General features: G+C 69.9%; 17 protein-coding genes. 5 read left to right on the top strand and 12 right to left on the bottom strand.

The window, feature by feature from the left end; all coding sequences use genetic code 11:
• The first annotated feature begins 210 nt into the window (after nt 1-210).
• Nucleotides 211-912, top strand: a complete 702-nt coding sequence (locus ACIQNG_RS09405; RefSeq protein WP_401483560.1) for a hypothetical protein — start codon at nt 211-213, stop codon at nt 910-912.
• A 31-nt stretch (nt 913-943) separates the two neighbouring features.
• Here ACIQNG_RS09405 and ACIQNG_RS09400 read toward each other — a convergent pair whose 3' ends face one another.
• From ACIQNG_RS09400 to ACIQNG_RS09385, 4 genes are all read right to left on the bottom strand, one after another.
• Nucleotides 944-1,684: an HAD family hydrolase gene (locus ACIQNG_RS09400; protein WP_401483559.1), complete on the bottom strand. Its 741-nt coding sequence runs from the start codon at nt 1,682-1,684 to the stop codon at nt 944-946.
• A 338-nt stretch (nt 1,685-2,022) separates the two neighbouring features.
• On the bottom strand, nt 2,023-3,348 hold the full coding sequence (locus ACIQNG_RS09395) for an MFS transporter (protein WP_401483557.1): 1,326 nt from the start codon (nt 3,346-3,348) through the stop codon (nt 2,023-2,025).
• Between the two features lie 54 nt (nt 3,349-3,402).
• Complete coding sequence (locus ACIQNG_RS09390; RefSeq protein WP_401483555.1) at nt 3,403-3,939, bottom strand: hypothetical protein; 537 nt, start codon at nt 3,937-3,939, stop codon at nt 3,403-3,405.
• Between the two features lie 21 nt (nt 3,940-3,960).
• Nucleotides 3,961-5,211, bottom strand: a complete 1,251-nt coding sequence (locus ACIQNG_RS09385) for a hypothetical protein (protein WP_401483553.1) — start codon at nt 5,209-5,211, stop codon at nt 3,961-3,963.
• 960 nt (nt 5,212-6,171) lie between these two features.
• Here ACIQNG_RS09385 and ACIQNG_RS09380 point away from each other — a divergent pair.
• Nucleotides 6,172-6,885, top strand: a complete 714-nt coding sequence (locus ACIQNG_RS09380) for a WD40 repeat domain-containing protein (RefSeq protein WP_401483551.1) — start codon at nt 6,172-6,174, stop codon at nt 6,883-6,885.
• Between the two features lie 217 nt (nt 6,886-7,102).
• Here ACIQNG_RS09380 and ACIQNG_RS09375 read toward each other — a convergent pair whose 3' ends face one another.
• From ACIQNG_RS09375 to ACIQNG_RS09355, 5 genes are all read right to left on the bottom strand, one after another.
• Nucleotides 7,103-8,209 carry an NUDIX domain-containing protein gene (locus ACIQNG_RS09375; protein WP_401483549.1) on the bottom strand — a complete coding sequence of 369 codons (1,107 nt, stop codon included), beginning with the start codon at nt 8,207-8,209 and terminating at the stop codon, nt 7,103-7,105.
• 553 nt (nt 8,210-8,762) lie between these two features.
• Nucleotides 8,763-9,119 (bottom strand): STAS domain-containing protein, encoded by a 357-nt coding sequence (locus ACIQNG_RS09370; protein WP_401483547.1) that lies wholly within the window; start codon nt 9,117-9,119, stop codon nt 8,763-8,765.
• A gap of 32 nt (nt 9,120-9,151) precedes the next feature.
• A complete protein-coding gene (locus ACIQNG_RS09365) occupies nt 9,152-10,249 on the bottom strand; it encodes a B12-binding domain-containing protein (RefSeq protein WP_401483545.1) in 1,098 nt (365 codons plus the stop codon).
• Entirely contained in the window at nt 10,246-11,931 is a 1,686-nt protein-coding gene (locus tag ACIQNG_RS09360) for a PP2C family protein-serine/threonine phosphatase (RefSeq protein WP_401483543.1), read from the bottom strand. Before ACIQNG_RS09360 ends, ACIQNG_RS09365 begins: the two co-directional genes overlap by 4 nt.
• A 177-nt stretch (nt 11,932-12,108) precedes the next feature.
• Complete coding sequence (locus tag ACIQNG_RS09355) at nt 12,109-13,320, bottom strand: PP2C family protein-serine/threonine phosphatase (RefSeq protein WP_401483541.1); 1,212 nt, start codon at nt 13,318-13,320, stop codon at nt 12,109-12,111.
• A 95-nt stretch (nt 13,321-13,415) separates the two neighbouring features.
• Between ACIQNG_RS09355 and ACIQNG_RS09350 the strand changes: the two genes are divergently transcribed.
• The gene (locus ACIQNG_RS09350; RefSeq protein WP_401483539.1) at nt 13,416-13,904 is read left to right on the top strand and encodes a MarR family winged helix-turn-helix transcriptional regulator; all 489 of its coding nucleotides are present in this window, start codon (nt 13,416-13,418) and stop codon (nt 13,902-13,904) included.
• A gap of 439 nt (nt 13,905-14,343) precedes the next feature.
• On the opposite strand, the gene ACIQNG_RS09345 is transcribed toward ACIQNG_RS09350, so the two are convergent.
• A complete protein-coding gene (locus tag ACIQNG_RS09345) occupies nt 14,344-15,309 on the bottom strand; it encodes a pirin family protein (protein WP_401483537.1) in 966 nt (321 codons plus the stop codon).
• A 132-nt stretch (nt 15,310-15,441) separates the two neighbouring features.
• Here ACIQNG_RS09345 and ACIQNG_RS09340 point away from each other — a divergent pair, with 132 nt between their 5' ends.
• Both ACIQNG_RS09340 and ACIQNG_RS09335 read left to right on the top strand, forming a co-directional pair.
• On the top strand, nt 15,442-15,918 hold the full coding sequence (locus tag ACIQNG_RS09340) for a MarR family winged helix-turn-helix transcriptional regulator (RefSeq protein ID WP_401431521.1): 477 nt from the start codon (nt 15,442-15,444) through the stop codon (nt 15,916-15,918).
• Nucleotides 15,919-15,937: 19 nt separating this feature from the next.
• The gene (locus ACIQNG_RS09335; RefSeq protein WP_401483535.1) at nt 15,938-16,432 is read left to right on the top strand and encodes a MarR family transcriptional regulator; all 495 of its coding nucleotides are present in this window, start codon (nt 15,938-15,940) and stop codon (nt 16,430-16,432) included.
• Nucleotides 16,433-16,441: 9 nt separating this feature from the next.
• Here ACIQNG_RS09335 and ACIQNG_RS09330 read toward each other — a convergent pair whose 3' ends face one another.
• Nucleotides 16,442-16,897 carry a helix-turn-helix domain-containing protein gene (locus ACIQNG_RS09330; RefSeq protein WP_401483533.1) on the bottom strand — a complete coding sequence of 152 codons (456 nt, stop codon included), beginning with the start codon at nt 16,895-16,897 and terminating at the stop codon, nt 16,442-16,444.
• A 41-nt stretch (nt 16,898-16,938) separates the two neighbouring features.
• Nucleotides 16,939-17,481, bottom strand: a complete 543-nt coding sequence (locus tag ACIQNG_RS09325) for a hypothetical protein (protein WP_401483531.1) — start codon at nt 17,479-17,481, stop codon at nt 16,939-16,941.
• Between the last annotated feature and the right edge of the window lie 106 nt (nt 17,482-17,587).

Genomic DNA, 17,587 nt, shown 5'->3' with positions numbered 1-17,587 from the left:
ATCGGGCCGGCGATTGATCGGCGTAGGCATCCGGATGAGGTCGAACGACCTAAGCCTCGTCCCGGAGATGGTCCACCAGCAGGATCCTGGGGTGCGTGGGGTGGTGGCAGCGCTTGGTGCCTGAGCGGAGTGGTCGTGGGAACCGCGGCACCGGGTGGGCTCGTGTCCTGGTACGGGTGAAGGTGTGCGGGCGAGGTTCGCGGGGGAAGCATGCAGATCATCGAGGTGACCGGGTACGCCGTCCGATCCGCTGTGATCACCATGAGGCGGACCGGGACGCCGCTGGAGTTCGTGATCTTCCCGATGCTGCATGTGGCTTCTCCGACGTTCTACTCCCAGGTCCGCGTCAGGCTCAGGGAATGCGATCTCATCGTCATCGAGGGAATCCGAGGGAGATCGCTCGGGGTGAGCGCGCTCACGCTCGCCTACCGGTTCGCCCCGCGTCGGCGGCGCAACGGCCTCCAGGAGCAGCGTGAGGCGATGCTGCTTCCGGAGGCCGTGCCGGTCATCAACCCGGATGTGACCGCGGCGGAGGCGATCGCGGATCTGAAGAGCCTGCCGCGGTGGACCTACGTGATGCTCATGGTCGCTGCTCCTGTCATGGGCCTGGTGTTCGCGTTGCGTGGTCCGCGCGCTTTCCTCGACGAGGACTTGGTGGTCGAGGATCTTCCGTCGACGCTGCGGGCGGAGATGAGGGCCGACGGTCCTGTGGAACATGCCTTGAGCGACCGGCGTGACCAGAGGTTGCTCGACGCGCTCGGCGAGATCCTCGCGGAACGCGGCGCCGAGCCGCTCCGGGTGGCCATCGTCTACGGAGCCGGCCATGTGCCGGCGATCGTGTCGGGGCTGTGGGAGCGTCACGGTTACCGGCCCCGTGAAGCGGAGTGGCTCACGGTCCTCGTCCCGACGTAGACGGGAACCCCTCGCGATGCCCCGGTGCGTCTCAGGCTCGCGTCGAGGTGCTCGCCGAGCGTGGCGCGGGCGGGTGTTGCTGGGAGGGGGTGCGGGAGGCCGCCTGCCGCGCGGTCCATTCGCGGATCCTCGGGTCCTGCAGCGTGTCGATCCACAGGTCGGTGAGCGCGACGGTCTCGTCGCCCGGCCATGGTCCGACGCCGAGGATCCGCAGGCCGGCCCGCTTCGCGGCGAGGATGCCGCAGTGGGTGTCCTCGACGGCCAGGGTGTCGGCGGGAGCCGCCTCGCAGTGGCGGGCGGCGGTCAGATAGACGTCCGGGTCCGGCTTGGGTCTGATCTGTTCGTCCGGCACCACCACGGCGCGGAAGTGGCCGAGCAGTCCGGTGGCGTCGAGGCAGGACTCGACCACCTCCCGGGGGCAGTTGCTGGCCACGGCCAGCGGGGCGAAGGCGGCTGTCGCCTCCACGATCTCGCGGGCACCGGGCATGGTTTCCAGCTGTTCGGAAACTGTGTTGCGGAAGTACTGCAGAAGCCGTCCGGCCAGCTCCTGGCCCTGCTCGGAGCGGGCCGCCTCGTCGGCGATGAGCTGTCCGCACTGGGTGTAGTGCAGTCCTTTGGCTCGTGTCGCGAAGCCGGGTGTGGGGGTGAGGGCCAGGTCGTCGAAGACTCTTTGCCGGGCGTCCATCCAGTGGCGTTCGGTGTCCATCAGGGTGCCGTCGCAATCGAAGACGACGGCAGCGGGGGTCCAGGACAGGAGGGGGCGAGGGGTCATCTGTGTGCTTCCGTTCGGATGTCGGCCGCAGGGATTGCGGGGGCTGTGACTACCCGTGAGGAATGGCGGCTGCGGGGACCAGCGAACGCCGTCGGGCGGCGGGAAGGTCGGAAACGCTCATGACCGGCCGTACGACCGTCTACGGGGAGGGACGTACGAGCGGGTCCACCAGGAGCATCGCCATGGCTACGCTAGAAGTAACTACTCTATGAGGTCAAGGAAATGCAGGTAGTTACATCCCTAAGGATGAGGCTGGTCCGCAGAGGGAGAGACCGCAGAGGGCGAGTCCGGGCAGCACGGCGCCCAGGCGCCCAGGCGCCCAGGCGCCCACAAGAGGGTTACGCGGCGCCGGTGCCGGGTTCCGTCGCGGCCTTCGCGTCGCCGCCGGACCCGTCCGCAGTCACCGGCGCCGGAAGCACGAAGGCCAGGGCGAGCAGCGGGAGGAGCGCCAGGACCAGGACCCCTCCGGACAGCGCCAGCAGGTCGTAGCCGTACAGGGCGGTCATCACACCCGAGGCCATGCCCCCGGTGGCCCCCGCGGCGAGGACGCCGAGATCCATCAGCCCCTGTGCCGAGGCGCGGGTCGCGGCGGGCAGCGCGTCGGTGATCAGCGCCGTACCGCTGACGAATCCGAGGTTCCAGCCGACGCCCAGCAGGATGAGCGCAAGGGACAGCGCGAGGGTGGAGTGCGGCGGCACGAGGGACGCCGCCAGGCCCGCCGCGCAGAGCGTCAGGGCGGACAACGTCGCCGTGAACAGCCGGCCGACCCGGTCGGCGAGCACACCGGACAGCGGGGACGTCAGATACATCGCACCCAGGTGCAGTCCGATGACGAGCCCGGCCGTCCGGGTGCTGTGGCCGTGGTCCGCCATGTGGACCGGCGTCATCGTCATGATCGCGATCATCACCAGCTGACCGAGGACCATCACCGCCACCCCGATGAACACCCCCCGCCGGTCGGAGACACGGGCGTCGGGGCGCACTCCCCCGGCCGTCGTCGTAGGCCCGCCGGCCGCGTCCGCCGCCCGCGACAGCAGCAGCGGGTCGGGGCGCAGGAACAGCGCCAGGAACACCGCGGCCGACCCGAACGCGGCGAAGGCCAGCAGGAAGGGTCCCGCCAGCCGGGGTATGTCCCATGCCTGGGCCAGGTCACCTGTGACGTCGGCCAGTTGGGGACCGGCGATCGCACCCAGGGCGGTGGCGACCAGCACGGTGCTCACGGCGCGGGCGCGGCGCGCGGGAGCGGCCAGATCCGCGCCGGCGTACCGGGAGAGCATGATGGTGGCTCCGCCGGCGCCGTAGAGGAGCAGAGCGGGAAACAGTACGGGAACGCTGTCGAGCACCGTCGCCCAGACGACCCCGAGGCTGCCGAGCGCGCCGACGCCGTGGCCGAGGACGAGTCCCGGTCGGCGGCCCCAGCGCTGGCAGGCGCGGCCGATCACCACCGCGCCGATCGCGCCGCCGACCAGGAACAGCGCGCTGGGCACCCCGGCCAGCCCGGTCGAGCCCAGCATCTCCTCGGCGAGCAGGGCCCCGATGGTGATCCCGGCGGCCAGCGCCGTACCGCTGAGGATCTGGGCCACCACGAGGACGGTGAGGATCCGCCGCTGCGCGGGGTGGTCCGCCACGTCCGCCGTCACCGGTACTGCGGTCCCGCTGCTCATGAACTCACTCCTCGCGTTCCCCGCGGGCTCGATGCGGTCACCCGGCCGCCGGGACTACTCCGACTCCCTCGGCTGGAGTGCCGCGATGTCCGCCAGCGGCATGTCCATGTGTTCATGGAGGAATCGGACGATGGTCCAGTGGGGGAGCGCGCCCGCGTCGAACGGACCGAATTCCCGGCAGTACAGCGGAATCCAGCGCAGCGCCTCCTCGATCGAGCGCTCGCGGCCCGGCTCCTGCTGATAGTCCTCGTAGGCGATGCTGCGGTGATGGATGAAGAACCGGCCCGGCAGCCGTTCCTCGCACAACTCCCGGTATTCCCGGGTCTGGAGGATGAGGTAGTGCCAGATCTCATCGATGTGCTGTTCCACCGGCAGGAAGAGGCCACTGAGTGCCTCGCGGTGGGCCGAGATCAGGTAGAGGTATCGGAGGCATTCGGTGATCTGGCGCTCGACGTCGTCGCGTGTACCGCCGGTCTGCGCGACGAAGTACTCCACCACTTCGGTGTGCAGGGCGTCGCCGAGCAGATTCCGAAGGTCGGTGACAGATATCGGCTGCCGCGTCGTCCCGCGTGCGTTGATGTGCGTCGTCATGGTTCTCCCAGGCCGGGGCGGTCACATTCGGCGTTCCGTCGCGAGCCAGGCGTATTTGCCGGATTTCCCGATCGGGATGTGCGTGCGGTGTTCGGTCTCGCACCGGAGGCCGGTGAGTTCTCCGACGAGCTTCTCCAGCGCCGTGTTCTCGGCGCGCTCCAGCGGTCCGCCGTCGAACGTCGTGTACCGCAGCCGGACCGGACCGCCGTCGTCGCCGGGGGCGTGCAGCCGGGTGAGGAAGACCCGCGGCGACGCGTCCCGCACCCGGTCGTCGAGGTCGCCGTGGGAGACGAGGCCGTTCGGCGTGGGCAGGAGCTCCTTCTCCCGGCCGCAGAACCGGGTGACCTTCGCGGGGTCGGGTGATCCGTCCAGGGTGCGTACGCAGTCCCCGGAGCGGTAGCGGATCAGCGGCATGTACGGGTTGCGCACGCTGGTCACGATGAGGCTGTGGACAGGGCTTCCCTGGGCGACCGGGATCAGTTCGAGGCTCATCCGGTCGAGATAGGGGTGGTACCGCCCGTCGCGGTCGCTGTAGTAGAGGTAGCCGAGTTCGGTACTGCCGAACAGATCGACCACGGGGCAGCGCAGATGCCGCTCCAGATAGTGGCGGACGTTGGCCGGCGTGTACTCGTAGGCGGTGATGACGCTCGCGGGCTGCGGGAAGTCGTCCCACAGGTCCCACTCGACCGCCTTGCGCACCAGATGCGCCAGGTGGTAGCCGGAACAGTCGAGGTGGTACCGGCCCAGCGGATGGGCGTCCTGTTCCCGACGGATCTCCGCGATCATACGTTCGACATCGGGCCGTTCCCACAGGTCCGGGTCGAGCGCGAGGTTGAGATAGACCGTACGCCCGTCGAGCCGCCGGGCCTCCATGGACGGCGCGGGGGACGGGGTCGTGCCCCGCTTCTTCGCGTTCACCCGGGCCACGTGCTCGGTCGCCAGCACGGTGGTGAGTGAGACCCGGTGGCAGCCCTGGTGCCAGGTCTCCGCGATGTCGGGGTGCTCGCTCCACAGCGCGTAGTAGGACTTGAGCAGGAAGTACGGCGGCCGGATGATCTGCATGCGGGCGTGGTTGGTGCCGGTGGAGAGAACGAACTCCGCCGCACCGTCCTCCAATGCTCTGGCCAGTCGTGGAGTCATCCAGTTGTCCGGGAATCCTCGGGCTGTTTCCGGTTTCTCCAGAATGGGGAAAAAGCCGTTCTCGATCGACGTCCGATAAAGGGGAATGTCGCGGATCTGATCGACGATGTCCGGACTGGGCTGACCGTTCACGGTGACCTCAATGGACTCAAGGGTTCAATGCGCTCGGTAGGCTGTGAAGCGGGCGGATCGGGGGATGGACGAGCACCCCGATGGCCGGGCGGCAGCCGGAGACCACCACCCGACCTGGTGCTCCGGTCAGCCGCGGGTCAGGAGATACAGCCCGACTTCGGGGCCGCGCTGACACAGCCGGACTTCGGCGCGGCACTGACGCAGCCTGACGTGGCAGCACCCTGAGCCGAGTTGACGGAGCTCCACGCCCGCCAGTTGCTTTCCTGAGCCATCTTGGCGATGAGCTTTTCCATTTCCGACCTCCAGCGATCTCAGCGGCGGCGGTGGCCGCGCTTCCGATGACTGGAAGCTAGAAGGATCACCAGAGCAAGTCAATGGATCTTGAATGAGAGTACGCTCATCGAAAACGCATGGGGCGAAAGGCTCATATGCCCATGGGGCACCTGGTATCGCCACCCGACCGATCCATGCGCCCCCGCCTGAACCTGGCTCGATTCCGCCTGGGTCTGCACCCCCTCCGCCCGCAGCCGTGCCGGCCGTGCGGATCGCGGCGGGGGTCACGCGGGCAGCCGCCTCCCACATGACCACGCACGGGCTCGACCGCGCCGCGCCTGCACGACGTGGCGGCCGACATCCGGGGCGAAGGTCACAGCAGCATCGTCATCAGGCGGTCACACGTGGGAGGATCACAGGGGATGAGGTCGGCCAAGCCCTCTCGCCTGACCACGGCCGCCCTCTGCCCCGGCCGGCCAGCACACGGGCCTGCATCGGAGCCATGCGTACTTCTTCTATGTCGGCCACGAAGGGGATTCGACGCCCGGGGCGGGGGTCTCGGCGATCGATCCGGCGACGGGGGAACTCAAGGGCACCGTCGTCCTGCAGACCCGCACGAGGGCGCTGGCCGTGGTGCCCGGGGAGAGGGAGCTGTACGCCCTGGTTGATGACTCGCCGGAGATCCAGGTGATCGACCTGAGCACGTTCACGGGCGCGGCGACCATCGAGCTCGGTGTCAACGACGTCGCCGTCAACGCCGCGTCGCTGGCGATCTCCCCGGACGGCAAGCGCCTGTACATCGGCCACCATGAGGGGGTGAGCGAAGTCGACACCGTCACCCGCACCGTGACACGTACCCTCACCTCCGGCAGCGGGTTCACCCACTCGGGCCTGGCTGCTTCTCCCGACGGACGCTTCCTGTACAGCGCGACGGGCAACGACGTGGTCAGGTTCGCACTGTCCACCGGCGAATCGAAGAGCACCAGAGTCGGCGGTGTTCACGAGGTGCACGTTTCCCCGGACGGCAGCCGCGTCTACGTCCGGGAGGACAAGAGGCTTCGCCTGCTGGACGCCGATTCGTTCGACGTCCAGCACCAACGCAACGACCTCCACAGGAACGCGAAACTGGCCGTCCACCCCGACGGAACACGCCTGTTCCTCACCCAGGGACACACCATGAACGCCACGACACTGGAGTGGAGTGACGAATTCACTCACGCCAGCCGTGTGGAGGAAGAGCCAGTTCGGATCGCCCTGTCCCCGGACGGCACGCAGAGCTGCACCTCCTCAGCCCTGAAGGCCGTGGTCACCAAGACCGAAGGTGACGATGACCCACTGGTGACCGACCTGCCCGGCAACTCCTACGCCAGTGCGATCGCCGTCGCCACCCCCATCGGCTGAGTTTCATTCGGCCGGCGGGGCCTGTGCCGGGTGCGGTGCCGCGCGGTCTGCACGACCTTGCGGGAAGCGGGCTCTGCGGGGCCGTCGACGGGATCGGTCGGCTCACCCTCGGAGCACTGTGCGGCGATGAGGACGGCTGCGGCGAGGAAGCCGGGCGCGCACCGCCACGGCCGGGCGCTCCCCTCCTTGCGAGGGCATGCCGTCACCGAGCGGCTTCCTACAGCCGGCCGCCGGTCTGAGGGATTTCGGTGACCGGTTGGCGTACTGCGGCGGGCAGCCCGAGGCGTTCACGGGCGCGGTGGACGGCGATGAGCTGGCGGTCGCCTTCCGGTCCCCAGTCGAAGAGATCCCGGATCTGTTCGGGTGTGGCCAGGAGGCGGGCGTAGGAGTGGCCGGAAGCCGGGTCGCGGCGCTCGGGGCCGATGGATGTGATCCGCCCCGCCATGCGGAGCCGGGCCCGGGGCCCGGCGGACGGCTCGCTGTCATCGCGGAGGTGGCCGAGAACGGTCAGCTCGCCGGTCTCCGCATGGGCTTCCTCGCGCGCTTCCCGGCGCAGCGCTACTGCCGGGTCGCCGACGTCGCCGGGTGCGAGGGTTCCGCCGGGGAGGCAGGCGGATCCGGTGTCGCGGCCGATGAGGACGAGGGCGCGACCGTCCGGGGCGAACAGCCAGCCCCAGCACTGGGTGAGGGGGAGCCCGGCCGGTACGGGAGTGGTGTGCCAGGGCCAGCTCTGGGGTCTGCGGGCAGTGCGGAGGACTTCCAGCCGGTCCATGACGCTGGGGGCGGTCGGACGGCCGTCCTCCAGCAGGACGGTGCCCGTGCCGTTGATCCGGGCGCGGAGGGCGGCCAGGGCCCGGCGGGCGTTGCCCGGTTCCATGTACGTGGGCAGGTCGGCGGGTTCGGCCCAGTGGACGGCGGTGATCTCACGGTCGGGCAGTCTGATCTCCTGGATACGGTGGGCGTCCCAGGTGCCGCCGTCGTAGACGTGGATGATCTCGCCGGGGAAACGGATGTCCGGGTGGAATCCGGGGGTGGTCGCCGGGACCCAGTCGACGGCGAGTCCGTGGGTGAGCAGCTGCTCGATTCCGAGTTCCTCCCAAAGCTCGCGGCCCGCCGCCGTGGTGGGAGCCTCGCCGGCGTCGATCGCTCCGCCGGGCAGCAGGCATGCGTCCCTGTAGTCGACGGACTGCAGCAGGATCCTGCCGGAGGTGTCCGTGACCAGGACGGACACGCCTGCCCACAGCGCCGCGTCCGCACGCGACGCACTGTACTGCGCGTGCGACAACCGCGCGGACACGCAGGCCCGTTCTTCTGTTGACGCCATGGCCCTTCACTCCCCGGATCCGTCCATGGCCAATCCCGGCGGTGTCGTACCCACTCGGTGTGGCCCGGTGAGGCGGCACGCGTTCGGCTCCGGTACGGCGACCGGATCATCCGGGATCTGCCGTCACCGCGGACGTTTCCGTTGGCCCCGCATAGGCCAAGCCACGCCGCCCCAAGTGACCAGGTCGGCCGACCAGGCTCCAGCCGCTGAGTGGTGTCAGTGCTGGGCGGCAGACTGCGCGCATGGATCCATGGGCGGCCCCTTGATCGTCGTTCCGGAGTCCTCGGTGGACGTCTGGGGTGGATGCACGGAGGACGGCTCCGTCCTTGGTGATGCCGATGGCCCTCGAATGTTCGCCTTGGTGGCGCGCAGGTCGCGCGGGCGAGTGATCCAGGTGGCCCGGCGGCGATGTGGGTGCGCGACCGGCTGCATGCGCTACTGCCGCTACCGAGACCAGGAAAAGGTCCACATCCAGCACGTCCTGGCCGTCATCGCCATCAACATCGTTGCGGTCGCATGCCGTAGCTCGGCGGCCGGCCCCGATGACCGGCGGTCAGAGGGAGGGTTCGGGAGGTGCTGATTCCGGGGTGTGCCTGTTCCGCACGGAGGTGGGGTGGGTCCGTGAGAAGAGCGCCGCGACTCCGGTGATGCGCAGGATGCGCTCCAGGGACGGCGGCGGGTGGTCCAGGTGGAGCCGCACGAGCCGGGTGGTGGTCTTGCGGTGGATCATCAGCAGGGCGGAGAGGCCCATGGAGTCGCAGAATTCGAGTCCGGTGCAGTCCAGGCGCAGGTTCTGAAGGTGGGGGTGGCTGGTGAGGCACCGGTCGGCGTGTTGGACCAGTTCATCGCTGGTGGCGTAGTCGAGAGAGCCGGTGAGTCGGATGCATGCGGTTCCCGAGCCGGCTTCCACGGTGAGAGTGAAGGGAGAGTGGGGCAAGGGGGTCATGCGGTGGCTCCGGTGGGTGTTCCGACTGACGGGGGTGCGCTGTTCAAGGCGGACCGCGCCCGGTCGAGCAGTCGGGTGGATCGGGGAAAGTCCTTGAGTTCGGTGGCGAGGATGGTCAGGGCGGAATGCAGGGACCGGGCGGGGACGTGGCGTGCGGTGAGGATGCCGGCGGTCCATGTGATGAACGTGGTGAACAGGTCGTCGTCGTTGGTGTAGAGGGCCGCGGCCAGGAAGTCGACGATGTGTCCGATGTCCTCGGCGGTGCGTTCGCGCTGTGGAGCTGTGTAGGCGGCCACTGCGGGGAAGCCGGCTTCGAGCTGGGTGAGGACCTGTTTGACGAGCTGGCCCTGGGCGCGGGCGACGAGGGTGTACTCCTGGTCGGCGAGATGGGGCAGGTCGTCGATCTGTTGCCGCCCGGTGGCGAGGCTGGGCTGGGGGATGCCGTCGGCGAGTTGCTGCGCTGCGGCCCGCGCGTCCGGGGCCCAGGCGTTGGCTCCGAGCATGCGGGCGTAGCGGCCGTCGGGTCCGAAGGCCGCTCCACCGACGAGGACGGGGATTCCGATGGCCTGGCAGGCGCTGATCGCGGCGTGGGCGTCGGGAAGCCGGGTGGGCAGGGAGGAGGAGAGCGCGACGGCGTCCGCGCCGTGGTGATGGAGGTGGGCGATGAGGTGGGGCGTGGGCACCTGGGCGCCCAGGAAGTCGACCCGCCAGCCGCGCAGGGTGAGGACTTCGGCGAGGAGGCGGGCCGGCAGGACATGCCATTCCTGGTTCACGCAGGCCACGGTGACGCGGCCCAGCGCGGGCGGGGTACGGACCGCCGGGTGGTGAGCGAGGGAGGCGATGACGCGCTCGGTGATCGCGCTGGCGGCATGCTCCTGAGCGACGCTGAGCCGGTTGGCCGCCCACTCGACGCCGACCTTCGCCTGCACTCTGCCGAGGAGATCGAGCAGCAGGGTCTCCGCGTCCATGCCGTCTTCCAGGGCAGTGAGGACGATGTCGGTGGCACGGTGTTCATCACGGCTGGTCACCGCCGCCCACAGCCGGTCCCGGAGAACCTCCGTGCCTTCAGCGCCGTTGGGGTTGTTACCTTTCACGCTGTGTATCTGCCCCGAGTATGGCCGTTCACCGCACTCAGGTGGGTCGTGAGGGGGGCGCTGATCGCGATGGCCGCCATGTCGTCGTGTCCGCCGCCGCGCACCCACTGCGAGGCGAGCATCTGTATCCGTTCCACGACGGCTTCCCCAGGCATGCCGGCGCACTCCGACAGGGCTCGTTTCAAGCGTTCGTCGCCGAAGAGTTCGTCGCCGACCGGGCCGCCGCGGGCCTCGGTGAATCCGTCGGTGTAGAGCACGCACGTCTCGCCCGGTTGCAGAACCGTCTCGATCGAGGTGACCTCGATGGCCGGGAGCGCTCCGATGAGAGTGCCGTGGGTGGGGATCTCCTCGACGCTGCCGTCCATGCGGACCACCAGGGGGGCGGGGTGGCCGGCCGAGGTGAGGCGCAGCCGCACCTGGTTCTCGGTGCGCTGGACCGAGGCCATCACCAGTGTGGCGAACCGGGTGTGGTGGGAGGTCAGAAGGGCTCCGTTGAGGAGTTGCAGCATGCGTTCGTGGTCGTCGGCCATCGGCATCAGCGCCTGGAGGGTGTTGCGGATCTTGCCGGTCAGGACGGCTGCGTCCAGGCCCTTGCCGCACACGTCGCCGAGGACCACCAGTGACTCGTCGTCCGCGCTGCTGCCGGGGTGGGCATCGTAGAAGTCGCCGCCGACTCGTTCGTTAACTCCGGCGGCCCGGTAGCCGCCGGCGATGTCCACGCCGTTGAGCCGCTGGAGCCGAGGCGGGAGCAGGTCGCGCATGAGGGTTCGGGTGATGGCGCTCTGCTCGCTGTAGAGGCGGGAGGCGGACAGGGCGGCGCCGGCTCTGGCGGCGAACAGCCGGGCGAAGACCTCTTCGTTCTCGCGGAACTCCGCGTGGTCGATGGTGCGCAGCAGGATCAGTGCTCCGGCGGGCACGCCGTGGCCGGGCAGGGGGGTCACGACGACGGACTGGATCGTTCCGGCGAAGCCTTCAGGGACGATCCAGTCGGGCAGGGTCGCGGGGTCGATCCATCGTGAGGGCACGGGTGGGAAGCCCTGCAGCGCCTCGCTGAGACCCGGGAGCTGGGACGGATCGGCCGCGATCAGAGCGCGGGTGACGTCCTGGCCCTCGATGCTGAGCGCGAGAGACAGCTTGCCGCCGGACGGAGGGGCGACGACGACCGCCACATCGGCGAGGTGTTCGGCGGCGAGCCGAGCGGTGGCGGCCATGCATCTGTCGGTGTTCAGCGAGGCGAGCAGGACGTTTGACGCCTCCGCGAGGAACCTGGTGCGTTCACGCTCGGTGGCGAGTGCCTCTTCGGCGATCCGCCGGTCGGTGTCGTCGACCAGCCACCACACCACACTTCCGTCCTGGCGCAGGGTGGGATACGCCTCGTAGCTGTGGGTGGCGATCCGGCCGGCCACCGAGGGGAGGAGATCCTCAGTGTGCCGGCCGTCCCGGGCGGCCGGCCCCACGCCTACGGTCGTCTCCCGGTGGGCCCGGGCCAGCCATCCCGGTACTGCATCCGACATGCTCGCCCCGGGGGCCGCGCCGGCCAGGAGGAGAGCGGCGGCGGGATTCACCTCCAGGACGGTGCCGACGGCGTCGGCCACGATCGCGGGGCAGGGGGCCGAAGCCCATAGGCCGGACGTGGAGCCTTGCTCGGGTCCCGTGACGGAGACCACCTCGGAAGAGGCCATGAAGAGGGCCCGCCCGAGGCGAACCGCACCACCTTCCCACTGGAAGAAATTACTTCACCGAAGGCAAGCATCGCTCAGGCGTGTCCTCGATGGCAAGCCACCCCCACCCACCGCCCACCTGGGAAGGCACACCACACGCACCTCCCGCGGCGAACGTCCACAGCCTTCACGGAAAGGTCATACCGCCGGTGTTGGTGGACCGGTGTCCCGGTCCGGATCGGGACGTCCGTGCCAGTCCAGACACATCACCAGCGCGTCGTCCACCGCCGGGCCCGGGCCGCGGTGTCCGAGCAGCTCCCGCAGCATCGCTCTGGGCACCTGTGAGGCGGGCAGCAAGCGCGTGGCGCTGATCGAAGCAGCCAGCGCACGGAAGCTGTACTTCTCACCGCTCGGTGAGAGCGCGTCGTAGACGCCGTCGCTGATGAAAAGCAGGCGGTCGCCCGGTTCGACCTCGAAATGCTGAGAAACGTAGGTGGTGTCCTGGAACATACCCAGGGGCATCTGCGCCTCCAGCCCGATCGCCTCGACCGCTCCCCCGCGCATCCGCCAGATGCGCGGTGAGCCTGCGTCGATGATCTCCACGTCCCCGGTCGGAAGGTGAAACCGGAGCAGTAGCGCCGACAGATAGCGGCTTCCCTGGTGCTGCCCGTAGACGGCCTGATCGGCCAGATACGCCTGATCGCTCAGGTTCAGCCCGGCGCGGCGGGCGTTGCGCAGGGCGTTGATCGTGAGGTTGGTCAGCAGGGCGGCGTCAATGCCTTCGCCCATGCCGTTGTTGACGGTCAGGTACAGGTCATCGGCTGAGGACGACCAGTCGAAGCTGTCGCCGAAAACGGCGTACGCGGGCTCCAACTGGGCGCCGAGGCTGTACTCCGGCCTGGCACAGGAACGGCCGGGCAGCAGCTGCCACTGCATCTCGGCGGCCAGTGTCAGCCGTTCCGCACGGCGCGCCTTCAGGAACAGGTCGGTGTCCCGCTCCGCGACCACCACCTCGTGCGCCAGCGCGTCCGCACATTGCTGCAGTTCCTCCAGCACGTCCGCGGCCAGTCCCTTCTCCCCGGCTTCCAAGGTGACGCTCAGGACTCCCAGCCGGTCCCCCCGTACACTGACCGGCAGGTGCGCCGTGACCGTGGCGCCCGGGCCGTCGTAGACGCAGTACGCCTCCTGGGCGCCGAACGCGCGGCCCGGTGCGCTGTCGTGCACCCACAGCGGGGGCCGGGCGCGCGGCAGGACCCCGACAGGCTGCAGCGTGGTCGTGGCATAGTCGGCCATCAAGAGTTCCACCGCACGGGCATGATGGCGGCGCTCGATCAGGGAGCGGATCACGTCGAAGATCTCATGGGGCGCGGCCTCGCGCAGAGAGCGCTCGACCGCACTGGGTCTGTCCACCGGTACCGGTCCTTCTTTCCTTCACATATCGTCATCTGTGCGACTGTCCACATCGACCAGCCGGAACGGGCACAAGGCCCACACGGGAGTGTCACATGCACGAGACCCCCACCCCTGTGCACCAGCACGATTCCCGTGCCGTGCCCGAGGTCGGCCAGCTCCTGGAACTCCTGGAGATCGCCTGGGAGCGTGGCCGCGGCGCCCTCGGCACCGCGCCGCTCTCCGCCGCCCAGACCCGTGTGATGTACATCGTCGAACGCGAACCCGGCATCAATGCGAGTGCCCTGGGCCGTCGTCTTTCCGCAGCCGCACCGTCCGTCACTCGCCTCTGCGACCGTCTTCAGGCCGCCGGATTCCTGCGCCGGACCCCGCGCCCCCAGGACCGCCGCGAAATGCAGCTGGAACTCACCGACACCGGCATCGCTCACCTGAACACGATCAGGCACCGCCGGGAACAGGCCCTCCAGCAGGCCATGAGCCGCATGTCACCCGACGCTCAGCACGCCCTTGCCACTGGACTCAGCGCACTGTGCGCCGCAGTCGGCGAACCCACCCGGCCCCTCGGCCATGAGGAAACCGCCTGAGACCGCAAGCCTCGGCCGGTCAGTTGATCAGATGGGGACTCCACCGTCCGTCCACCTCGCCGACGACGGCCGTGCACGCCCCCTGGCGCTCCGCGGAACCGCAGGCCAGACGGGCGACGCCTCGGCCTTCGAGACCATCATGACCGTCATCCGTGTTCCGCGAAGCGGACCGGGAAGGCCGAGGACACGACCCGATGCCGTCCTCGCGGACCACGTCTACGACCCGGGGGACAACGACACGGAGCGCCACGGCCCCCGGCCACCGGCCCGCTCCTCGTCCCTTCTCCTCCGGAGAGGCGGCAGCGGAAGCCAGGGCGGACGCCCGCCCGCCTTCGATCGCAACACCTACAAACGCCGCCACGTGGTGGAACGGTGCTTCAGCGGGCTGAAGCAGTGGCGCCGCTTCGCCACCCACCCACAGCTCGACCAGTCCCGCTCGTCAGCGCACCCTTCCCCGGGGCTTCAACTGGCCCGGCGGCAGCGCCGGAGCCGGTAGCGGGTCTCCGTCGTAGCCCTTCACCTCACCGAAGCGCGTGCCTTCCATCCAGTCCCGTCGCGCCTGCTCGATCTCCTCCTGGGAGCGGCCGATCCAGTTCCAGAACATGACCAGTTCCTCGTCGAACGGCTCGCCGCCCAGAAGCATCAGGGCCGCGTCCGACTCGGCCCGCAGCGGGAGTTCGGTGCGCCCGCAGCCGAGGTAGAGCATCGAGCCGGGCAGGACGGGGACGCCGTCCACGTGGGCCTCTCCGGACATGGCGAGGACGGCGTACTCGAAGTCCGGTTCCAGCGGCAGCCGTACGTCCGCGCCGCGCGCGAGGGCGAGGTCCGCGCCCACGAGCGGGGTGTACGTGGTGCCGGGCGAGGTCGTGCCGTCGAGGTCGCCCAGGATGAGGGTGGCCTTCAGACCGGGCGCGGTGACGAGCGGCAGATCCGGGTGGTGCTCGAAGTGCGGGTCGGTGTGCCGGTGGCCGTCCGGCAGGGCGACCCACAGCTGAGCGCCGTGCAGGAAGCGGGCGTGCGACCTCGGGCTCTCCTCCGAGTGACTGATCGCCCGGCCCGAGGTCATGAGCCCCAGCTCACGCGGGCGGATGGTCTGGAGGCTGCCGGTCGAGTCCCGGTGCAGCACCTCGCCCTCGTGCAGCCAGCTCACCGTCTGCAGACCCATGTGCGGGTGCGGCGGCACCTGCATCCCGGGCTCGTCCGCGATGTCGTCCGGGCCGTAGTGATCGACGAAGCACCACGCCCCGACCATGCGCCGCCCCAGGTTGGGCAGCAGCCGGCGGACCTCGGTGGACTCACCGAGCCGCACCCGGCGAGGACTCAACAGTTCACGCACCGGCTCCGCGACGACGAAGCCACGGCCTCCGCACACGGCGGGTACCGGCTCGCGATCAAGATTGCTCATAGCGGACAACCTAGTGCGATGGACGACGTCACGTCATTCCGTCGGTACGCCCATGCCGGAAAGTACTAGCCATGTAGATAGTAGCCAAGTACATACTAGCCGCGCATATAGTAGCCATGTACATTATCTGTCATGGGTTCGACTTCCGAGCGCGCCACCCCGGGCTTCCTGGTCTGGCGGCTCTCCATGAAATGGCGGGTCGCCGTCGATCGCGCGGTGGCCCCGCTGGGCCTCACTCACGCCCAGTACTCCCTGGTCGCCTCGCTCCACGGCATCCAGCGCTCCGGCCACCGCCCCAGCCAGCGGCAACTCGCCGACCACACCGGCCTCGAACCGCTCTACGTGTCGAAGCTGGCCCGCGCCCTGGAGTCCGCCGGACTCCTCGAACGCACCCGCGACCCGAAGGACCCGCGCGCCGTCCGACTGGCCCTGACGGATCGGGGCAGCGAGGTCACCCGGCAGGCGATCACCGTCGTACAAGGACTGCTGCGGCAATTGCTGGAACCGCTCGGCGGGCTCGACAGCGACCGCACCCAGGACTTCATGCGGGATCTCACGGCCCTGCTCGACACACCACTCGATCCCTCCCTCGACCCGTCGAAGCCTTGACCGACCATCAGGAGCAGCCGTGACCGTCAGCGCCTCCCCCAACACCCCTGACACCGCCGCCGACCCGCCCGCCGCCGCGGGTCCCGTGGTCGACGGACGGGTCATAGGTCTCGCCCACTACGCCGGTCGGGCCGTCGCCGAGAGCGTGCTCGCCGGGTACGGGGCCGGCTTCCAGGAGTCGGTGACACTGCGCCTGACCGCGGTGGCGGACGGGCCGGTCGAGCGGGACAGCCTCGTCGCCGAGGTCGTAGACACGCTCAAGACGGCCGAGGCGGACGCGGTCGCCACCGTCGACGCGCTGATCGGCAAGGGACTGATCGCGACCGAGGGCACGCGTGTGCGGATCACCGACGCCGGACGGAAGCTGTACGCGGACACCAGCGCCGAGACCGGGGTGATCTCGGCCCGGATCTACGCCGGGATCCCCGCCGCCGACCTGGCCACCGCGGGCCGGGTCCTCGCCCTGGTCACCGAGCGGGCCAACGCCGAACTGGCCGCGCGCAAGGGGGCATGACGAGGCCCCTCAGCCGTCGAGCAGCCGCCACGCGGTGAGGGCGAGCCCCGCTCGCATCAGGCCCGTGGGCGCGGTGAGTTCGATGTCCAGGGCCTTGCCGATCCGTTCGAGGCGGCGGGCGACGCTGCTGTGGTGCAGGTGGAGGAGGTCGGCGGCGCCGCGCAGGGAGCCGGTGGCGCAGTAGGCGTCCAGCGTCTCCAGATCCAGCTCCGGCGAACTTGCGGCGAGGCGGGCGATCGCGGCCACGTCGGCGTTGTCGCGCGCGCTGTCTTGCGGAACCTGCGCGAGCAGCGCCCACGCCCCCAGTTCGGCGTAGGGGACGGTCGGGCGGTGCGGGGTGGTGAAGCGGAGAGCGGTCCGGGCTTGCCGCCAGGACCGCTCGGGGCTTTCGGGGGCGCCGATGCCCGCGCGTACCCCGGCCGGGATCCGGGTCTGGTCCACGGTGGTCGCCAGGATGACGCCCACGTCGGCGAGCGGTGCCGCCTTGACCGCGCGGGCCGGGCAGATCAGGGCGGCGACCCGGTCGAGCGGAAGCGGGGAGCGTACGGCGACGGCGCGGACCGGCAGGTCGGCCGCGAACCCCAGGAGCCGTAGGCCCGGTTCCGGGCCGCCTCGTCGCTGTCGGCACTGATCGCCGACTCGACCAGAGCGGGGTCGGCCATGGTGGTGCGCGCCGGGCCGTACCGTTCCACGACCGCGGCGGCAGCGATGGCGAGCCGGTCCAGGAGCACCGCGTCCAGCGGAGAGGGCGGGCCGGGGCGCTCCAGCCACACCGTGCCGATCTCCTCCGCGTCGAGGGTGACCGGCGCTGCGGCGGAGGCGGGGTGCGGCGGTGCGGACGCCTGCCTGCCGTCGGGCGCGGTGCGGATCACCCGCCCCGTGCCGTGCAGCCGGATCCCGACCACACAGGCGGCGAGGCCCGCCGAGGCCCGGGCGAGGGCCGGGAGGTCGACCCTCCTGCAGATCAACGTGTCGTAGAACGCGATGACGCGCAGCGCGCCTTGGGCGTGCGGGTCCAGGTGCGACAGCCGTTCGGCGAGGGCCTCCATGGCGCAAGGATGGGGGCGCCCCGTGCGCCGTTCTCCGCGTGATGCGATCCGCATACGCGACGATCGGCGGATGAACCCACGGGGGTCGACGGTGAGGATGGTCGTC

Origin of the sequence: Streptomyces sp. NPDC091377 (assembly GCF_044757045.1) — a bacterium.
In the GTDB taxonomy this organism is placed as follows: domain Bacteria; phylum Actinomycetota; class Actinomycetes; order Streptomycetales; family Streptomycetaceae; genus Streptomyces.
This window is presented reverse-complemented; position numbering and strand designations above follow the sequence as displayed.